Origin of the sequence: Trinickia dabaoshanensis, from assembly GCF_002879885.1 — a bacterium.
In the GTDB taxonomy this organism is placed as follows: Bacteria; Pseudomonadota; Gammaproteobacteria; order Burkholderiales; family Burkholderiaceae; genus Trinickia; species Trinickia dabaoshanensis.
This window is the reverse complement of record NZ_PNYA01000015.1, coordinates 138,718-160,638: the sequence shown is the minus strand read 5'-3', so window position 1 is coordinate 160,638 and position 21,921 is coordinate 138,718. Positions and strand designations below refer to the sequence as shown.

At 64.9% G+C, this 21,921-nt stretch carries 6 protein-coding genes; all 6 read left to right on the top strand.

Going from position 1 to position 21,921, the window contains the following annotated elements; genetic code table 11:
• Positions 1-331: 331 nt before the first annotated feature.
• The 6 genes from C0Z18_RS17550 (at position 332) to C0Z18_RS17525 (ending at position 21,921) form a co-directional block, all read left to right on the top strand.
• Positions 332-1,558, top strand: a complete 1,227-nt coding sequence (locus C0Z18_RS17550) for a TAXI family TRAP transporter solute-binding subunit (protein ID WP_158244255.1) — start codon at positions 332-334, stop codon at positions 1,556-1,558.
• A gap of 41 nt (positions 1,559-1,599) precedes the next feature.
• Entirely contained in the window at positions 1,600-2,400 is an 801-nt protein-coding gene (locus tag C0Z18_RS17545; protein WP_158244254.1) for a class I SAM-dependent methyltransferase, read from the top strand.
• 53 nt (positions 2,401-2,453) lie between these two features.
• The gene (locus C0Z18_RS17540; RefSeq protein WP_158244253.1) at positions 2,454-4,040 is read left to right on the top strand and encodes a transporter substrate-binding domain-containing protein; all 1,587 of its coding nucleotides are present in this window, start codon (positions 2,454-2,456) and stop codon (positions 4,038-4,040) included.
• Positions 4,027-4,662: a polar amino acid ABC transporter permease gene (locus tag C0Z18_RS17535; protein WP_102646687.1), complete on the top strand. Its 636-nt coding sequence runs from the start codon at positions 4,027-4,029 to the stop codon at positions 4,660-4,662. Before C0Z18_RS17540 ends, C0Z18_RS17535 begins: the two co-directional genes overlap by 14 nt.
• 191 nt (positions 4,663-4,853) lie before the next feature.
• A complete protein-coding gene (locus tag C0Z18_RS17530) occupies positions 4,854-6,386 on the top strand; it encodes a methyl-accepting chemotaxis protein (RefSeq protein ID WP_102646711.1) in 1,533 nt (510 codons plus the stop codon).
• 511 nt (positions 6,387-6,897) lie between these two features.
• A complete protein-coding gene (locus C0Z18_RS17525) occupies positions 6,898-21,921 on the top strand; it encodes a non-ribosomal peptide synthetase (protein ID WP_146014032.1) in 15,024 nt (5,007 codons plus the stop codon).

Here is a 21,921-nt window from a genome sequence, read left to right as displayed (position 1 = left end):
CCATAGGCATAGACCCATCTGTATATGAAGATATTTCCGAATTAATCATTACAATTTGCTTTCGTTTCGTTACTTAAATGCCGATTCTTAGGCGATTCCCGGGTGGATAACCAAGGATCGACGCTCCCGTGCTCCGCGGCCCCCGACGGATGCCGCATGGTCACGCGGCCTCTCGGCTCGCAGAATCGCCCCCATTCCCGGCGAGGCGCCCATTCACGCACCCAGCGGCAGCATCGCCACCCAGCCAACCCGACTGTTGGGAGATCAACGAGCCGTCCCGGCGAAAGCATGGCTCGTTCAAACCATGGATAGGCGACCGAATTGGTTCAAAGTGAAACATACGCACGCATGGCTAGCCGCATGCGCATTCGGCGTGCTTCTTTATGCGGGCATCCATGCGCAGCCGTCCCCGCGCATTCGGATTGCCGCGGGCCCTGTCGGCGGCAGCTTTTACGAAACGGCTGAGCAGTACAAGGCGCTGATCGAGCGCAAGGGGTACCGCGTCGAGATCGTGCCGTTTCAAAACACGAGCGAGATCGAGGCGCGCGTCGCCGACGATCGCGCACACCTCGATCTCGGCTTTACAGCGGGCAGCCGCGATGCGGCCGGCACGGCGAAACTGATTTCGCTCGGCGACGTTCAACTCCAGCCGATCTTCATTTTTGCCAATCGTCGCGCCGAGCGCTCGCATCCGATCCGCGCATTCTCCGATCTGCGCGGTCTATCGCTCGTACTGCCGCCTCGCAACAGCTTGACGAGCGACACGGTCCTACGCGTGTTCGCGCTCGATGCGATCGACGAGGCCAACACCCGCATGGCGTTTCTTCCGCTGCGAGACGCCATCGCCAGTTTGAAGCAAGGCGCGTTCGACGCCGGTTTATTCATCCTCGCCGCCGACAGCGGCCTCGTGGCCGACTTGGCGAAAGACCCGGACCTCGCCATGATCGAGGTGGGGCAACGAGACGCGTTGGCCGCGCAGTTGCCCTATCTGAATCAAGTCACCTTGCCAGAAGGCATCTACGATCTGCCGCGCGACATCCCGCCGCGCGACACGAGACTGCTTGCCGCCACCATTTCCGTCGTCGCCCGGCGCGATCTCGCGCCCGCCACCGCCTATGCGGTCCTCGAAGCGATGCGCGATGTCCATCGCCAGCGTACGTACGTCAACGATGCGGGCGCGTTCCCTCGCTATTCGGGCGACGGGACGCAGCGCGATCGTCTCGTCGACGATTTCTATCGCAGCGGCACACCGTGGATCTATACGCATTTGCCCATCGCCGTCGCGAGCGTTTTGGACACGTATTTGACGCCCTTACTGGCCCTATGGGTGGCGATGAGCGCGCTCAATGTCGTCTACGAGATGGAGCGCGTACGCGTGCTCTTGCAGACGGCGCTCGCTCATGCGGCGCTTTGGTGGATCAGGCGACGCCGCCGCCGAGGCGCCCCGCCTCCACGCGCCGCGCTCACTCTGGCTCGCAAGCTGGCGAGCCATCTGGCGCCCGAGGCGCGAGGCGCCGCGCGCGTACTCGCCGAGCTGCGCCGAACCATCGGGCAATAACCGCACAACTCAATCGATTCGTTCAACCGGGGAGCGCCGACGTGAAACCGAACCTTATCGCCAAGGACATGGCAGACACTTACGATCGCTATTTTCAAAACGACGGCTATCGTGCGCGCTATCCCCGGCCCAATCCCGCGACGCTCGAGTATTTGTTGAGAAACGGCGCGGCCGACGCCGAGCGGATCTTGGATTTCGGTTGCGGCAACGGTCGATATGCACTGGCCTTGCTCGCCCGCAGCAACGCGGAGATCACCGCATACGACATTTCAGCCGCGTCCCTCGCGCAATTCGAGAACGCATTGAGTCACACGCCGTTCGGCGAGCGTGTGCGGCTGATCCACGGCAACTGGTCCCGCCTCGGCCGTTCGCCGCGCTACGACATGATCCTGATGCTCTTCGGCGTACTCTCGCATTTGGGCGATCGGGCCACACGCGTCGCGGCGCTCAAGCGGATGCGAGGGTTGCTCGGCGCCCACGGCCGCTTAGTCGTGTCGGTCCCATCGGCGCTGCGCCGCCGGCCGCGAGAACTGTTGAAATGGTCGCTCGCGCGCCGGATGCACGTGGCCCTGCCGCCGCTCAGCGAATCGGGCAACATTTATTTCACACGCCACATCGACGGCCAGCCGTTGACGTTCTTCTATCATCTCTATTCGCCGCGGCAATTGCGCGGCGAGCTCTCGGAAGCCGGTTACGCCGTGCAGGCCTGCGAGGCCGAGAGCCTGCTGCCGGAATGGTGGATCGCGCAATCGCGCGCGTTGTCCGGCCTCGATCGGCTGGCCGCTCGCATCTTGCCGCCCGCGTTCGGCTATGGGATCCGCGCACTCGCGGTGCCGGCATGATGCCGGTCGCTCCCGCACGGGCGTGCCGTCGATCGATTCTCGGCTGGGCATGTATGGCCGTTCCCGTCGTCGCCGCATGCCTGCTGCCGTATTCGGCCGCCCTAGCGCACGGGTCGGATCGCCTCGGTGAAATTCGCGCGAGCGGTGTTTTGATCGTAGGCGTGAAGACCGACTATCCGCCCTTCGGCATGCTCGGGAACGATGCGAGCCATCAAGGATTCGAAGACGACCTCGCGGCCGACCTCGCGCGCCGCTTGGGCGTGAGCCTGACGACGATCTCCGTCACGGCGACGAACCGGCTGCAGGTGCTCGACGAGGGCCGAGCCGATGTGACGATCGCCACGCTAGGCGATACCGCCGAGCGGCGAAAGATCGCCGCATTGATCGAACCCGACTACTACGCCTCCGGTGCGGCGCTCATGACGCGGGCCGACTCGACGATCGAAACGTGGGCCGACGTGCGCGGCGCCACGGTGTGCGCCACGCAAGGCAGTTACTTCAACCGGGAGATGGCCAAGCGCTATTTGCTCGATTTGGCGGTCTACCCGAGCGGGCGCGACGCCAAGATGGCGGTGCGTGACGGCCGATGCGTCGGATGGCTGTTCGACAACACCGCGATCGAGGGCGAGTTGCGCTCGTCCGTCCGGCGCAACTACCGGCTCGCGCTGCCGCCCCAACTCTCCACGCCGTGGGCAATTGCCATCGCGCGGCGAGACAGTGGCAGCGCGCTCGATCGCTTCATCGGCGACACCGTGGCCGATTGGCATCGGCAAGGCTTCTTGCTTGCGCTCGAACGGAAATGGAATCTGCCGCCTTCGCCGTTCTTGGCCGAGATGCACCGGTTGTGGACCGCGCGCGATCGCGCCGGCCGCTATGTCTGTACTCGCGCCGAGGATGGCCGATGGCCGGTTGCGTGCCGCAATCCGGCTTTCGTCACCTCGACCGACGTGACGGGCTTGCGACGGTGGGGCCTCGCCTTCGCGGAGCGCACGGGCATCGATCTCACGTACCTTTACGACGACTACGAGCGGCGCCAGTTCCTCCGCGCCATCGTCCTGACGTTGGCCCTGACCGTTTGTTGCGTGACGGGCGCCCTAGCCTGCGCAATCGCGTGGACGTTGCTTGCCGCCGCGCCGATCGCGGCCGCGCGAAGCACGTTGCGCGCCCTCGCGCTGCTCGCGCGCACGACACCGCCGTTACTGCAAATCTATGTGCTGACTTTCGGTCTCGGCTCGGTCTTGGCCGCGCGCTGGCACCTGCATCCGAGTGCGTTTTGGATCGTCGTCGCATCGCTGAGCGGCTATACGGGCGCCGGCATCATGAGGGCGCTCGACGACGCCGCGCGCCACGTTCGCTTGCATAGGCCGGACTTCGTCGTTCGGCCGGCCACGCTCGGTGTGCTGCTACGACTCGCGCATGCGCCGGTCACGGCCTACCTCGTGAACGTGACGAAGGCAACGATGATGGCAAGCGCGGTCGCGGTGCCCGAGTTGTTGTCCGTTTCGACGTCGATCGTCGCCGAGCACGGCAATGTCGCGACCATGATGAATACGTTGATGATTGCGTTTGCCGGCCTCGTTTGGCTGGTCTTGCGTCTGCTGCAAGCGATCGTTCGAAGGTGGACCGATGACGCAGCTTGAATGGACGGCCCGCGCGCTGGTCGCATGGACGCCGTACCTCGCGGGCGGCTTCGTCTGGAACATTGCGATCTCATTCGTCGCTCTCGTCCTCGGGCTCGCCGCGGGTTTCGCGCTCGCCGTGCTACGGCTTTCGACCCGCACCGCCGCATCTAGAGCCGGCGGATGGCTAACGAGCGCATCGCGCAACGTTCCGACATTCGTCTTTCAGTACTACTTAATATTCATGCTGCCGGATGCCTTCGTCTTGCCGCTCGTCGACGTAACGGTTGCGTTGCCGGCATGGTTGAAAGCGGCGTTGGCGCTCTCGCTCGCCGTATCCGGCTTTACGTCCGACAATTTGCTGGGCCCCGTGCGCGATTGGCGCGCCGGCTCCAGGGCGAGCGCTCGCCTCTTCGTCTCGCATCTCGTCAATTATTTCGTCGTCATCGTGATGGCATCCTCGGCCGCCTCTGTCATAGGCGTGCCGGAACTCGTCAGCCGCTGCAACACCGTGATCAACGCGCTCGGGCGCAGCGACGCGATGATCTGGGTGTACCTCTATGGCATGACCTGGTTTTGCGTCTTTAGTCTGACTATGACGGCTCTGCTTCCGACCCTCTATTCTCGTCTAACCAATCGTTAGGAGCCCGAAGCAATCATCGGATGTATCGAAAGCCTTAACGAACCCTAAAGTAACGCCGCGCACCGCCGTCAATAGATGTGCAACGCCAGCTTTCTCACGGCGCCGACACGACAAGGGACGGATCGAATCGATCACCAAGCCTTTGCGTCCCCGGCGTGTCGGCGCTGCCATTTATCTTAAAGAAGCGCCTTATGAAGCTCTCTCTGAAGTTACCCCTCGCCTTTGCCGCGTTCTTGCTGCTGATGTTCGCGAGTGCCGCCTACGGTCTGTATTCCCTGAACCAGTCGATCGACGAGTATGAAGCCGTCATCCAGGGACAGGTCGCCAACGAGCGCGAAATTTCGAGCGCGCTGTTCAACTTCAAGATGCAAGTCCAGGAATGGAAGGACATCTTGCTGCGCGGCAAGGACCCCGAAAAGCTCACACACGGCTGGGAAGCGTTCCAGAACGATGAGCGCACCGTCGACGCGCAATGCAAAGACTTGCTCGCGAAGCTTCCGCCGGGCGCCGCGCGCGATCTCGTTCAGCAATTTTTGACCGCTCACGAGACGATGGGCCAGGGCTATCGCAAAGGGTTCGATGCCTTCAAGGACGCGCAGTTCGACCCGACGGCCGGCGACCATGTCGTGGCCGGCGTCGATCGCCAGCCGTCCACGTTGCTCGCGCAAGCCGCGCATGAAATCGCCGCGCTAAGCGCCGATGCCTCGGCGCAGGCAGCCGACCATGCGCACCGCGCCTCGATGATCAGCACCGCGTTGATGCTCGTGGCGCTCGCTGCCGGCCTCGCGGGTGCCTTCGTTTTCAGCCGCTCGATCACGCACCCGCTCAATCGCGCGGTCGGCGTGGCGCGCACCGTCGCGACAGGCGACCTTTCCGCGCACATTCGCGCCGAGGGAGCGGACGAGATCGGCGAGTTGCTCGGCGCACTGCACGAGATGCAATCGAACCTCTCTCGCGTCGTCACCAACGTGAGGCGCAATGCCGAAAACGTTGCGTCGGCAAGCTCGCAGATCGCCGCGGGCAATCTGAACCTGTCCCAGCGCACGGAGGAACAAGCTGCCTCCCTGCAAGAGACGGCGACCAGCATGGACGAGTTGACGGGAACGGTCCGGCGGACGACGGCCAACGCGAACGACGCCACCTCGCTCGCCGAAAAGGCGTCGCAAATCGCCGATCGAGGCGGTCAAGCGATGGGCCGCATCGTCGATACGATGGCCGACATTTCGCAAAGCTCGTCCAAGATGGGCGAGATCATCACCGTGATCGAGGGCATCGCGTTCCAGACCAACATTCTCGCGCTCAATGCCGCCGTCGAGGCCGCCCGCGCCGGTGAGCAGGGGCGAGGTTTCGCCGTCGTCGCCGGCGAAGTGCGCACACTTGCACAGCGCAGCGCGAACGCGGCGCGCGAAATCAAGACACTGATCGAGGAATCGACCGGCAGCGTGCATGCCGGAGCGGACATCGTGCGCGGCGCGGGCGGCGTGATCGGCGAGATCGTCGAGTCCGTTCAAAAAGTCACGGCGATCGTATCGGACATCTCGTCCGCTTGCTCGGAACAAACGACCGGGATCGAGCAGATCAACATCGCGGTGACTCAGATGGACGAAGTCACGCAGCAAAATGCGGCGCTCGTCGAGCAAGCATCGGCTGCGGCCCAGTCGATGGCAGAACAAGCCGAATCGTTGCGACAGGCGGTCGAGGTTTTCAAGCTGAAAGCAGCCTGAGATGCCACCCGCCGAATAGGGAAAACGCATAGCGCGCAGGCGGCCCCACCGGCTCGCGCCCGTCGCGCGAGCCGGGCACATTCTCTGTCGCGTTCCTCCGGCGAATGTAAAAGGCGCCCGCTATGCGGTGCGCCTTTTTGCTTGGATTCCATCGGCAAACGAAATGCCGCGACTTTACGATCCTTTCAATGATGCGAAAATGGCATTCCAGAAATTCATTATCATATAGATAACCCCCTTAAACGACCATGTAAAACGAAACCCCCTCATTCCGCTCACCAGTCATCGCAGAAAACAATCTTTGCCAAATAGTAAAACATTTGCTAGCGTAGTATCCGTATTGCGTCGATCGCCTCCCTGATCGGGAACGATCGAATCGTCGCATCCATTCAGTCTCGCCATTACCCGACGTTAACGAACAGACCTTTATGGATGTCTGCGGCACGGTCGTTGCCTGCACCGGCCCCAGACAGCGAATGCGGGGATTCATCATTCTTCGAGGCGTATCGTCGTGAGCGAATCCAAAACTACCCGATTGCTCGACCTGAGCGCATCGCAATTGGAAATGTGGTTTTCGCAAAAACTAGACCCGAATAATCCTTTTTATGACAGCGGCGGGTATATGGCCATTCATGGCCCAATCGATCCCGCTGTTTTCGAAAAATCTCTACGTCAATTCGTAGCGGAAGCCGAGATCCTGCATTTTCGCTTCGTCGAGGGTGAATCCGCGCCGGCGCAGTGGCGTGGGTTACCGCCCGAGCTTCCGTTTGAACATATCGACGTGTCCGGTGCAGCCGATCCATTCGCGGCAGCCCTCTCGGCTATGCAGGCGCTGGCGGCGCAGGTGTTCGATCTCATCGCCGGGCCGCTGATGGTTTATCGGCTCTTCAAGCTCGGCGAAGGGCACTACGTCTGGTATCAGCGCTATCACCACATCGTCATGGACGGCATGAGCGTGACGCTCGCGGCCCGGCGCGTCGAAGCGATCTACGGCGCGCTGATCGAGGCACGCCCGATTCCGCTCTGCGATTTCGCTCCCGCGGAAACGTTGTTGCACAGCGACGACCGCTATCGGGCATCGCCCCGCTACGCGTCCGATCACGCCTACTGGCGCGAATACGCGGCAACGTTGCCAGAGCCGGCGACGTTGAACGGGGGCCCGCCCGATTCGACCGGAGCGTTCTTGCGCAGCTCGATACGTATGCCCGATACGCTGGCCGAGCAATTGCTGCGCGCCGAGGAGCGGATCGGCAAGTGGCCGCAGGTAGTGACGGCAATCATTGCCGCCTATTTGTTCCGCTACACGGACGGACGCGCGACCGTCTTCGATTTTCCCGTCGCCGCCCGCTCCAAGGAAACGCGCGATACGCCGGGTTCGTTCGCGAACGTGCTGCCGCTGCACATCCCGATGCGGGCCGGGGACACGCTCGTCGATCTATCGGAGCGCGTCGCCGGTGAGATCTTCAAACATTTGAAGCACCAGCAGTACCGCATCAAAGATATCCGGCAGATGACCGGGGCACCGCGCGCGCCGATCTTTGGTCCCCGCATCAATCTCATCGCGTTCGACAATTCGTTCCGTTTCGGTACCGCCGGCGGCACGATGCATTCGCTATCGAACGGCATGGTGAACGACTTCGCGGTCACCGTCACCGGGCAACCGGGAACGGCATCGTTCGAACTGCACGTCGACGGCAACGCGCGCTTGCACGACGCACCGGCGCTATCCGCCCATGCGCGGCGCATGGTGGCGTTCATGGAGGAAGCGCTGGCCGATCCGTGCCGGCCCATCGGACGCGTGAGGCTGCTCGATGCGGCGGAGCGCGCGCGCTTGCTCGACGAGGTCAACGCGACCGAAGCCGACTATCCCTCTCATTTATGCGTACACGAACAGGTCGAGCGCCAAGCCGAACGCACGCCGGATGCCGTTGCGCTCGAATGCGGCGATCGCCGCGTGACGTACGCCGAACTGAACGTGCGCGCCGATCGCCTCGCTCATGATCTGATCGCGCTCGGGGTGCGTCCCGATACGCGCGTCGCGGTATGCGCCCCGCGCAGCATCGATCTCATCATCGGACTGCTGGCCGTCCTGAAAGCCGGCGGCGCCTACGTGCCGATCGACCCCGGATACCCCGCGACACGGATCGCTCACATTCTGCGCGATGCCGCCCCGCTGGCCGTGCTCGTCGATAGCGCCCAGCGGCAGAGGGTGGTCGAGTTGCTCGAAACGAACACGCCCCTCATCGAACTCGATGCGGCCGAGGCGCCGTGGCGCGAGGGCTCGAGTGCCGATCCGTTGCCCAAGGCACTCGGGCTGCGCTCGGACCATCTGGCGTACGTCATCTACACATCGGGCTCGACCGGCACGCCCAAGGGCGTCACGGTCGAGCATCGGCAACTCGGCAACCTTATCGCATGGCACGTCCGCCGCTTCGAACTGCGCCCCCGCAGCAGAACCACGAGCACCGCGGGGATAGCGTTCGACGCCGCCGCTTGGGAAATATGGCCCGCGCTGTGTTGCGGCGCGACCTTGCTGCTCCCGCCGGCCGATATCGCCGGCGGCACGGCCACGATGCTCGAGTGGTGGCGCAGCCAGCGTATCGATTGCGCTTTCCTCGTCACGCCGCTCGCCCTGCTCGCTATTCAAGCCGGCCTGCCGGCCGGTTTGCGGCGCCTGTTGATCGGCGGGGACCGATTCACAGCCGTACCCGCGCCGCTGCCTGCGTCGGTGCAGTTGATCAACAACTATGGTCCCACCGAAGCGACCGTCGTCGCGACCTGCGGCCCCATCGTGCCGGAGGAAACCGTTCATACGATCGGCCGGCCGATCGAGAACGCACGCATCTATCTGCTCGATGCGCACGGCGAGCCCGTGCCGACGGGCGCGATCGGAGAGATCTACATCGGCGGAGCCGGCGTCGCGCGCGGCTACCTGAACAGGCCCGAAGACGACGCTCAACGCTTCCTTCCCGACCCGTTCGCGCGCGCCGCAGGCAAACCGCACGCCCGCATGTACCGCACGGGCGATCTGGGCCGCTACCTGCCCGACGGCCGCATCGTCTTCCTCGGCCGTAACGATCAACAACTGAAGATCCGCGGCTTTCGTATCGAACCGGGCGAAATCGAAACGCAATTGCTGAGCCACCCGAATGTGCGCGAGGCGGCCGTCGCCGCCGTGCCCGACGCGCATGGTCAAACACGTTTGGTCGCTTACGTCGTCGCACAGCCGAACGGCGCTCACGCATCCGAGCTCGCCCGCGTACTGCGCGCCCACCTCCAAACACGCTTGCCCGAGTACATGCTGCCCGCGGCGTTCGTGCCGCTGAAGGCGTTACCGTTGACGCCCAACGGCAAGCTCGATCGAAACGCGCTGCCCGCGCCGTCGGAAGACGCGTTCGTGCATCACGGCGACGAAATGCCGGAAACCGATATCGAACGCCTCATCGCGGCGATTTGGAGCGACTTGCTCCATATCGACCGTATCGGCCGGCATGACAACTTCTTCGCCCTGGGCGGCCACTCGCTGCTTGCCATCCAGGCAATCGAACGACTGCGCCGCCATGGCTGGCCCATCGCCGGCCGCGCACTGTTCCAGCACCCCACGCCGGCCGAACTCGCCGCGGCGCTGCAAGACGAACGAGCCCATGAACCGCGCATCGTCGTCCCGCCCAATCGACTGGCAGCCGGCCCGCAGGCCATCACACCCGACGCGCTGCCGCTCGCCGATTTGTCGCAGGCGGAAATCGACCACATCGTCGAGCACGTGCCGGGCGGCATCGACAACGTCCAGGACATCTACGCACTCGCGCCGCTGCAAGACGGCATCCTCTTTCACCACCTGATGAGCGAGGCAGCCGATCCGTATCTGCTCAGTACGCAAATGCATTTCGCCGACCGCGCGACGCTCGATCGATATCTGGCGGCGATGCAGCGCGTCGTCGATCGGCATGATGTGCTGCGTACCGCATTTGCTTGGGATGGACTCTCGGAAGCCGTTCAGATCGTCTATCGCAAAGCGCGATTGCCCGTCGAGACGCTGTCCTTCGATCCGAACGAGGGGCCCGTCAGCGAACAATTGCGGCAACGCTTCAACGCGGATCGCTATCGGATGGATCTGACTTGCGCGCCGTTGCTGCGGTTCGTCCTCGCACCGGATTGCGCAACGGACGGCGGTTGGGATGCGCTCGTCTTGCTGCATCACATGGTGGGCGATCACAGCACGCTCGAATTGATGCACGCCGAAGTGCAAGCCGCGCTGAGCGGCCGCGAAGCGCAATTACTCGAACCCGTGCCTTACCGCGACCTCGTCGCGCAAGCGCGCTTGGGCATACCGCCGCACGCTCACGAAGCATTCTTCCGCGAGATGCTGGCCGATATCGATGCGCCGACCTTGGCCTATGGGCTCGCAAGCGTGCGCTACGACGGCACGCAAGCGATCGAGGCAGCGCGCACATTGCCCGCCGCGCTGTGCGAGCGGCTCCGTGCGCAAGCCCGCCGCCTGGGCGTCGGCGTGGCCGCGCTCTGCCACCTCGGCTGGGCCGCCGTCCTTGCCGCCGTCAGCGGCGAAAGGAAGGTCGTGTTCGGCACGGTGTTGTTCGGGCGCATGGCCGCCGGCTCGAACGTCGACCGCGCCATGGGCTTGTACATCAACACGCTCCCGCTGCGCATCGATATCGGCGCGGATAGCGTCGAGCACGCCGCACGCGCCGCGCAACAACGGTTGACGCGGTTGCTGGCGCACGAGCATGCCTCGCTCGCGCTGGCGCAACGGTGCAGCGCCGCCGGTGCGACGACGCCGCTGTTCAACGCTATCTTGAACTATCGGCACAATTCGTCGATGCCGCATCGCGCCGCCGATTCGATAGCAGGGGTTCAATGGTTCGGCGGACATGAGCGTACGAACTACCCGCTTGCGATGTCGGTCGACGATGATGGACATGGCCTCACCCTCAGCGCACAGGCGGTCGATCCCGCTTCGCCGACGCAACTATGCGCCTACCTGGAACACGCTCTCGAGCGAATCGGCGCGGCGCTCGAGGCGGCGTCCGGCGATCCCTTCGATCGGCTTCTCACGTTGCCGGCGAGTGAACGATACCGCCTCGTCGAGAACTGGAACGCCACCGATCGTCCGTTCGCGTCGGCGCTCTGCATGCATCACCTGTTCGAGCGGCAAGCCGATGAGACGCCTCACGCGACCGCCGTCGCATTCGACGGTCGGCGTTTGACCTATGCGCAACTGAACGCGCGCGCGAATCGACTCGCCCATCGACTGATCGAATACGGCGTGCGCCCGGACTCGCTCGCCGCCGTCTGCGCCGAGCGCGGCATCGCCATGGTGGTCGCTCTGCTGGCTATTCTCAAGGCCGGCGGTGCCTATGTGCCGCTCGACCCGAGCCATCCGAGCGAGCGCCTCGCCTATATCCTCGGCGATGCGGACCCCATGCTGCTGCTCGTCGATCGCACTTCTCGCGCAGCGACGAACGCGCTGCCCAAGCCCCTGCCGGTGATCGATCTCGGCGAGTACGAAACCGGGGAGAACGACGACGCGCCGGCCCGCAATCCCCATGCGGAAAGCCTCGGCTTGACCTCGCGGCACCTGGCGTACGTCATCTACACATCGGGCTCGACCGGGATGCCGAAGGGCGTGCAAAACGAGCATCGCGCGCTCGTGAATCGCCTCGTATGGATGCAGCGCGCCTATCGTCTTCAAGCCGATGACATCGTTCTGCAAAAAACCCCGTTCAGCTTCGACGTCTCCGTCTGGGAATTCTTCTGGACTCTGGCGAACGGCGCAACGCTGTGCATCGCCCCGCCCGGCGTCCATCGAGATGCGCACCGTCTGGCCGCGCTCATCGCCGAGCAGCGCGTCACCACCGCGCACTTCGTGCCCTCGATGCTCGCCAGCTTCCTCGAAGCGACGGGCGCCGCCCAATGCACCTCGTTGCGGCGCATCGTCTGCAGCGGCGAGGCCCTGCCCGCCGCCACCGTGCGCAGATGCCGGAACCTGTTGCCCGCCACCGGCCTGCATAACCTGTACGGCCCCACCGAAGCGGCCATCGACGTCACCGCCTGGAGTTGCCCCGCAACGTTCGACGCCGACATCGTGCCGATCGGCAAACCCATCGACAACACGCGCATCTATCTGCTCGACGAGCGCGGCGAACCGGTGCCCCCCGGCGCGGTCGGCGAACTCTACATCGGCGGCGTGGGCGTCGCGCGCGGTTATTTGAACCGGCCCGAACTCACGGCCGAACGCTTTATCGAAGACCCGTTCGCCTCGGCCGCCGGCAAGCCCTATGCTCGGATGTACCGCACGGGCGATCTTGCCCGCTACCTGCCCGACGGCAACATCGTCTTTCTCGGCCGCAACGATCACCAAGTCAAGATTCGCGGCCTGCGCATCGAACTCGGCGAAATCGAAGCGCAACTCGCCGCGCACGCGTCGGTGCGCGAAGCCGTCGTCCTAGCCCGAAACGACGACAGCGGCGAGCCGCGCCTCGTTGCCTACGTCACCACGAACGAGGCGCAACAAAGCACGGCGGCAACGAACCTGACCTCCGAGCTGCGCGCCTATCTTCTATCGAGGTTGCCCGACTACATGGTGCCGGTCGGCTTCGTCCGGCTCGCTTCATTACCGGTGACCGCCAACGGCAAGCTCGATCGCCGCGCACTGCCCGCGCCGGCCGGCGAGGCGTTCGCTCGGCGACACTACGAAGCGCCGCAGGGGGAAGCCGAACAGACATTAGCCGCACTATGGGCCGAGTTGCTTCACGTCGATCGGATCGGCCGGCACGACGATTTCTTCGAGTTGGGCGGACATTCGATCGTCGCCATGCGAATGGTTGCCAGGCTCCATGCGACCACGGGCAAGCGCGTCGCGCTGCGGACCGTATTCGAGGCCCCGACGATCGCACGACTGGCCGCGGCCGTCGCCGCGATCGACGCCACCGATGCGCTCGGCCGAATCGTGCGCATCGATCGACGCGGCGAGTTGCCGTTGTCCTTCGCCGAAGCACGCGCGCTGGCGATCGAAGCTTCGGCGTCGCGGCGAGGGATGCTCAATTCGTCGAACCTGCTCCTGCTGTCGGGCATCGCCGATCATGAATGGATCGATCGAGCGCTGCGCACCGTTGTCGACCGCCATGAAATTCTGCGCACGCATTACGAGGCCGATGCGGAAACAGGCACCGTTCGTCCTGTCATCGGTGCACCCGGTGCGTTCACGCTCGACATTCGGCGAACCGCCGATCTCGACGGCGACGGACTGCGCGCGGCTCAACTCGCCGCGGCCGAAACGCCCGACTGCTTTACCGGACCGATTTTTCGCGCGACGCTGTTTGCCGACGGCTCCGCACAGGCGATCTTACTGATTGCGGTCCATCACATCGCCGTCGACGCGGCATCGTGGACGCTTATCTGGCGCGACTTCGCATCGGCCTATGAAGCACTCGCCGAAGGCCGCGCCCCCGATCTCGCACCGCCTGAGCTTCAGTACCGCGACTATGCCGCGTGGCAGCGGCATTCGCTCGACGCGCCGCGTGTCGCCGACCTCGAGCGCCGCTGGCAAGAGATGCTTGCCGGCGCCCCTGTCCGCGTGGACCTGCCGGCCGACCGGCCGCGCCCACCCGTCATGTCGAGCAAAGCGGGCAGGGTTGCGTTGAAGTTTCCCGCAGAGGTGGCCGACGCAATCCGGCGCGCTTCGGCAGCCCATCACGTGACACCCTTCGTCGTACTCGAAACGACGCTCGCCCTGCTGTGCGCACGCCTCGCGCATAGCCGCGAAATCACGATCGGGACCGTCGCCGAAGGACGCGAGGCGGCCGGCACCGAATCGATGGTCGGGCTCTTCGTCAATACGATCGCGCTTCGACACCGCGTCCGACCGAACGCGGCACTGGCCGAGCACTGGGAAGCCGCCGCCGACACGCTGCTGTCGGCCCTCGATATCGCGGCGCTGCCGTTCGCCGATATCGTCGCGGCCGTCCATCCGCCTCGTTCGTCGTCGTACGATCCGATTTTCCAGGTGTTCTGCCAGCTTCAGCACGGCATAGCCGACGCGGACGATTCGTTCGCCGGTCTCACAGGCGAACCGATCGCACGCGAAGAAGTGGCACGCGGCGCCGACCTCGCGGTCATCTTCGAAACGCACGGCGATGCCCTGACCGGCAGCGTCATCTATAGCGCGGACCTGTTCGACGAGTCCAGTGTCGAGGCGATCGCCGCGCTCTACATGCAATGGCTTTCGCACGGTTCGAAGCATCCGGAAAGCTCGATCGATTCGATTTGGGAGGCGAGCCTGTCCGCCGCGCGCCTCGGCCCGCACGGCGGCGCGGTGGCGCGGCTCGTCGATAGGCGCGCATCCGCCTCCGGAGCATGGTATCCGCTGTCGGCTTCGCAGCAATCGTTGTGGTTGCGCGAGCAGGCCGCGCCGGAAGGAACGGCGTTTTCTTCGGTGGCCGTCATGCGCTGCCCCGCCACGGTCGATCGCGAACGGCTCGCACGGGCCGCGCTCGCACTCGTCACGCAGAATCAATCCTTCCGGCTCGAATGGACCGCGTTGGGGCTGCAGCGCGAGACGTTCGCCCCCGCCACGCTGCACGAGCGCATCGAAATGACCCGGCCCATCGCGGACGACGACGCATGGCAGGTCGTGCAAGACTGGCACCATCGCTTGTGCGGGACCATCCCCGATACGACCTGCGCCGTCGCCACTTTCGAAGCAGCCGACGGCATACTCGTCGCATTGCGCACACACCACGTGCAAAACGACGGTTGGTCGGCGATTCGTCTCTTCGAGCGAATCGCGAAGAACTACGCGGCGCTGGCGGACGACCCCTCGCAGCGATTCGAAACCGATCGCTTCTTCCTCGACACGATCGCATCCGAGCACCGCTACCTCGCCTCCCCCGCCTACGCGACGGACGCCGAATACTGGCGCGACCGGTGCGCCGCGATCGAAAGCCCGCCGCTGGTCACGCAATTGGCCGACCGTCCCTTCAACACGAACGTACCCGCGCTCGTGGCTTCGGTTCGTCGTTCGGTGTCCAAGGCGCTGCGGGACAAGCTGGCCGACGCGGCGAAAATTCTGTCGCTCTCGCCCGCGGAATGCCTGACCGCGATGACGACGCTTTACCTCGCGCGGATAAGCCGGCAACACGACGTGACCGTCGGCATCTCGTTCCTGAATCGGTCAAGAGAAGCGCTCGACATTCCGGGGCAATTCGCGCAAGTGCTGCCGTTGCATGCGGACTTCGCCGAGATCGAGGCCCAACGTACGGCGGCGGCGGCATTAGCGTGCGTTTGCGAGGCATTCAAAGGCGCCTTGCGGCACGGGGCTTACCCCTACGGCGAACTCGTGCGCGTCTGCCGCCTCGATCCACGCCAGACGGATGTCAGCGTCAATACGCTGTTCTTGCGGCACGGCGTGGAGATCGACGCGGCAGCGGCCCCGATCCGCTGGCTGTCAGGCCCCGAAAGCGGCCTTTCCTTTTTGTTCACGCAATTCGGACGCTCGGCATCGATCGATCTCGAACTTCGATTCAATCGCGCGTTGTTCGATACGCAGACCGTGACGCGGCATGCGGACCGCCTGCTCGGCTTCATCGACCAGGTATGCGGCGATGTGTCGATGCCGCTCGATGAAATTGCATTGATCGATGAAAAGGAGCGCAGGCTGACGCTCGTTCGGTGGAACGACACCGACGCGGCGTTTCCCGCGCATCTTTGCATGCACCAGTTGTTCGAGCAGCAAGTCGAGCGTACGCCCCATGCGACGGCCGTCGTGTTCGGTCACGAGCATTCGACCTATGCCGAACTCAATGCGCGGGCCAATCGCCTCGCGCACCAGTTGATCGCACTCGGCGTTCGGCCCGATTCCCTCGTTGCCGTGTGCGCCGAGCGCAGCGTAGCCATGGTCGTCGCACTGTTGGGCGTGCTCAAGGCGGGCGGCGCCTATGTTCCGCTCGATCCGAGCTATCCGGCCGATCGCCTCGCACGGATTCTCGGCGATGCTCGTCCCGCTGCGCTGCTCGTCGATCAGGCGGGTGGCCGGACATTGCATGCGTGCCTCGATTCGCAGTCGAGCGTCGTTCGCATCGACACGCCGTTCGCGCCGCCGCAAGGGGACACCGACTCGAATCCGGACGCCGAAGCTCTAGGGCTCAGGTCCGATCATCTCGCGTACGTCATCTACACATCGGGCTCGACCGGGATGCCGAAGGGTGTGAAAAACGAGCATCGCGCGCTCGTGAATCGCCTCGTATGGATGCAGCGCGCCTATCGTCTCCAAGCCGATGACATCGTTCTGCAAAAAACCCCGTTCAGCTTCGACGTCTCCGTCTGGGAATTCTTCTGGACTCTGGCGAACGGCGCAACGCTGTGCATCGCCCCGCCCGGCGTCCATCGAGATGCGCACCGTCTGGCCACGCTCATCGCCGAGCGGCGCGTCACCACCGCGCACTTCGTGCCCTCGATGCTCGCCGGCTTCCTCGAAGCGAAGGGCGCCGCCCAATGCACCTCGTTGCGGCGCATCGTGTGCAGCGGCGAGGCCCTGCCCGCCGCCACCGTGCGCAGATGCCGGAACCTGTTGCCCGCCACCGGCCTGCATAATCTGTACGGCCCCACCGAAGCGGCCATCGACGTCACCGCCTGGAGTTGCCCCGCAACGTTCGACGCCGACATCGTGCCGATCGGCAAACCCATCGACAACACGCGCATCTATCTGCTCGACGAGCGCGGCGAACCGGTGCCCACCGGCGCGGTCGGCGAACTCTACATCGGCGGCGTGGGCGTCGCGCGCGGCTATTTGAACCGGCCCGAACTCACGGCCGAACGCTTTATCGAAGACCCGTTCGCCTCGGCCGCCGGCAAGCCCTATGCTCGGATGTACCGCACGGGCGATCTTGCCCGCTACCTGCCCGACGGCAACATCGTCTTTCTCGGCCGCAACGATCACCAAGTCAAGATTCGCGGCCTGCGCATCGAACTCGGCGAAATCGAAGCACAACTCGCCGCGCACGCGTCGGTGCGCGAAGCCGTCGTCCTGGCGCGTGAAGACGACAGCGGCGAGCCGCGCCTCGTTGCCTACGTCACGGTACGCGAGGGTCACGCAACCGCGGCGCAGCCGCAGTTATCGCACTCACTACGCGTCCATCTGCTGGCGAAGCTCCCGGAGTTCATGGTGCCTTCCGCCTTCGTCGAACTCGCGGCGCTGCCCGTCACCGCTAACGGCAAGCTCGATCGCAAGGCGCTGCCCGCGCCGTCCGATGAGGCGTTCGCTCGCCAGGATTACGACGCGCCGCGGGACGACGTCGAACAAGCATTGGCCGCGCTATGGGCCGAGTTGCTTCACGTCGATCGAATCGGCCGGCATGACAACTTTTTCGCCCTGGGCGGCCACTCGCTATTGGCGGTACGTTTGCTGAGCCGTTTGCCGGCGCTTTTCGGTATCGAGCTTCCGCTGTCGACCTTGTTTTCCCACCCCACGCTATGCGCATTCGCCGAGGCCGCTGCCGCCGCCGCAACGCGAACGGGCATGCCTATGCTGCCGCCGATTACGCGCGCGGAGCGCGAGCAAACGTTCGCCCTATCGTTCGCGCAGCAGCGCCTTTGGTTCCTCACGGCGCTGGAAGGCGACAGCAACAGCACGACTTACCACGTCCCCGTCGTGCTGCGGTTGCGCGGTACGCTCGACGTCGACCATTGGCACCGCGCGCTCGACAGCGTGTGGCGCCGGCACGAGGCATTGCGGACCGTCTTCCCCGTTTCGCAAGGTGGGCCGACCGCGCGCCTGCTGCCGCCCGAGCAAGGAATGCCCTGGCGAATCGACGACTTGAGCGCGTCCGCCGATGCGTTGACGGCGCTGCGCCGGCTATGCGAAGCCGAAGCACGCGCGCCCTTCGACCTGCTCGCCGGGCCGCTCATCCGCGCCCGCCTCGTCCGCCTTGCCGAAGGCGAGTATGTCTTCATGCTGGTGCAGCATCACATCGTCTCCGACGGCTGGTCGATACGCGTCATCGTCGGCGAGATTCTCGCGCACTACCAAGCACTGCAGGACGGCGAGATCGACCCGCTACCCGAGCTCGAAGTTCAGTATCCGGACTATGTCGCATGGCAACGCCGCTGGCTCAACGCCGAGCGCCTTGCCGGCGAAACCGACTATTGGCGCCGGACGCTCGGCGGCGCACCGGCCTTATTGACTTTGCCCACGGATCGACCGCGCCCGCCGCGTCAGCGTTTCGAGGCCGCGCACGTTGCCGTCGCGCTCGATACCGACTTGACCCAAGCGCTGCGCCGCGTTTGCCGGCAACAGGGAGTGACGCTGTTCATGCTGGTCGCGGCCGCATGGTCGGTCGTCCTCTCGCGGCTATCGGGGCAATCAGAGGTGGTGATCGGCACGCCGACGGCCAATCGTCCGCGCGCGGAATTGGAGCCGTTGATCGGCCTATTCGTCAATTCGCTCGCGCTTCGCATCGACCTGGCCGGCGAGCCGGGCATCGCCGAGCTGCTCGCCCGCGTGCGCGATACCGTCCTCGGTGCGCAAGAGCACCAGAACCTGCCGTTCGAACAAGTCGTCGAAATCGTGCAGCCGTGGCGGCGGCTCGACCATACACCGATCTTCCAAGTCATGATCGCGTGGCAGGAGATCGACATCGGCCCGCTGCAGTCGCCGAGCCTGCGGATCGAGCCCGTCCCCGGCTCGCTCGATCAAGCCAAATTCGACCTGGAGCTCGACTTGGCGGATGACGGCGGCGCCGTCAGCGGCGCGCTCCGCTATGCCGTGGCACTGTTCGACGAGCGGACGATAACCCGCCACGTGGGCTATTTGACGACGATCCTGCGCGTGATCGCCGACGGGTCGCGCCTATCGCTCGAACGCGTACCGCTCGTCGATGGTGAGGAATACGAACAATTGAGCGCGGCGTGGAACGCCACCGGGCGTGACTATCCCGCCCGCGTCTGCGTGCATGAACTCGTCGAGCGCCAAGCTGCGCGCACCCCGGAGGCCATCGCGGTCGAAATGGGCGAACAGCGTATCACCTATGCCCAATTGAACGCGCGCGCCAATCGCCTTGCCCGCTTCCTTCGCGCGCGCGGGGTGCGGCCCGACTCGCGCGTAGCCGTTTGCGTATCGCGCAGTGTCGAACTCGCCGTGGCTTTAGTCGCCGTACTCAAAGCGGGCGGCGCTTACGTGCCGATCGATCCCGCCCACGCCGGCCTGCGCGTAACCTACGTGCTTGCCGATTCCGAGCCGATCGCCCTGCTCGTCGATCGGGCGACGCGCGAAGTCATGGGGGCGAGCTTGCCGGACAGCGTGCCGGTATTCGATCTCGACGGGCCGCACCTGGAGTGGGACGACGCATCCGCCGAGAACCTTCGCCCCGACGCGATCGGACTCGACGCGCATCACCTCGCGTACGTCATCTACACCTCGGGGTCCACCGGTACGCCCAAGGGCGTCATGGTCGAGCATCGGCAATTGGGTAATCTGATCGCCTGGCACACGGATCGCTTCGAGCTGGCGAGCGGTAGCCGCACGACTTGCATGGCCGGCCTCGCGTTCGATGCGACGGCTTGGGAAATCTGGCCCGCGTTGGCCTGCGGCGCGACGTTGTTGCTGCCGCCGGCGCAGCTTGCGGGCGACACCGCGGCCATGCTGCGTTGGTGGCGGTCGCAGCAGATCGATACCGCCTTTCTCGTGACGCCGCTGGCACTGCTCGCCCTCGACTCGGGCTTGCCCGCGAGTCTGCGGCATTTACTCATCGGCGGCGATCGTTTCAGCGCGCTACGCGTGCCTTTGCCCGAGTCGGTTCAACTCGTCGACAACTATGGGCCGACCGAAACCACGGTCGTCGCCACGTCCGGTCTCATCGATCCGAGTCAATCCGTCCACACGATCGGCCGTCCGATCGCGAACACCCGCATCTATTTACTCGATGCTCACGGCCAACCGGTGCCCACGGGCGCGGTCGGCGAAATCTACATCGGCGGCGCGGGTGTCGCGCGCGGTTACCTGAATCGCCCCGATCTCGACGCCGAACGTTTCCTTCCGGATCCTTTCGCGATCGCAGCCGGCACAGCGGATGCGCGCATGTATCGCACCGGGGACCTCGCGCGCTACCTGTCCGACGGCCGGCTCGTCTTCCTGGGTCGCGACGATCAGCAAGTCAAGATTCGAGGCTTTCGCATCGAACTCGGCGAAATCGAGGCACAGCTTCGAACGCATCCCGGCCTTCGGGATGTGGCCGTCGTCGCCACGCAAGACGCGCGGGGCGAAACGCGCCTGATTGCCTATGTGGTGACATGCGAGGAGGCGGCCGATCCCCATGCGATTGCACGGTCTTTACGAGCCCATCTTCAAGCTCGACTGCCCGACTATATGATGCCCGCCGCCTTCACCGCGCTGCCCGCGTTGCCGCTCACGAGCAACGGCAAGCTCGACCGCCGGGCGCTGCCCGAGGCAAGCGACGCCGGCCTCGATCAGCCGAGCTACGAAGCGCCGCACGGCAAGACGGAATCGGCGCTTGCCGAAATCTGGGCGCAACTGATCGGTCTCGATCGCGTCGGCCGGCACGATAACTTTTTCATGCTCGGCGGCCATTCGTTATTGGCCGCGCGCATGATCGGCGAGGTGCGCGCGGCACTCGGCCGAGAGTTGTCGATTCGCACGTTGTTCGAATCGCCCACGATCGCTCAGTTGGCCGCACGAATCGAGCGCGGCGCAGACTCCGACGCGCTCGCGGTCATGCTTGCCCTGCGCAAGGACGGCAGCGGCGCGCCGATGTTCTGCATCCACCCCGCCGGCGGCTTCAGTTGGCCCTACGCGGGCCTCTTGCGATATCTTCCGGAGCGGCCTATCTATGCGTTGCAGGCACGCGGCCTGCGTGGTAACGGCCCGCCCGCGACCACGATCGAGGCGATCGCATCCGACTATCTCGCGCAGATTCGCGCCGTTCAGCCGGAGGGCCCCTACCATCTGCTCGGCTGGTCGCTCGGTTGCCACATCGCGCACGCCATCGCGACACAGTTGCAGGACATCGGGGAGCGCGTCGAGCAACTCGTCATGCTCGACGGCTACCCGCTTGCCCGTGATGAAGAAGTCGACGAACCCGACGATCAGGACCTCATGCGCCTGTTGGTTCGCGCGCTTTCCGACGCCACGCCGCAGTCGGCCGATCAACCGTTGACCTTGCAGACCGTGAAGCAGCAACTGGTGGACGCCTCCGCCGGTGCGTTGTCGGCGCTTGGAGACGGCGTCATCGATGCGGTCTTCCACGAATTGAAAGCGGCGCCCGCCCTGGCCTCGCGGTTCACGCCGCGCAAGTACCGCGGCGACGTCCTGTTCTTCCGCGCCCGGCAGGCTGGCTCGGGCGAGCCCGGCACGCGGACACCCTCCGCTTGGCAGCCTTACGTGGATGGCCACATCGAAACGCACGACATACAATGCGCGCACGAGGCCATGATGCGGCCGCACGCATTGGCGCAGATCGGACCTGCGCTCGCCGCGGCGCTCGAGCGCGTGGCGGCGGCGCCATGA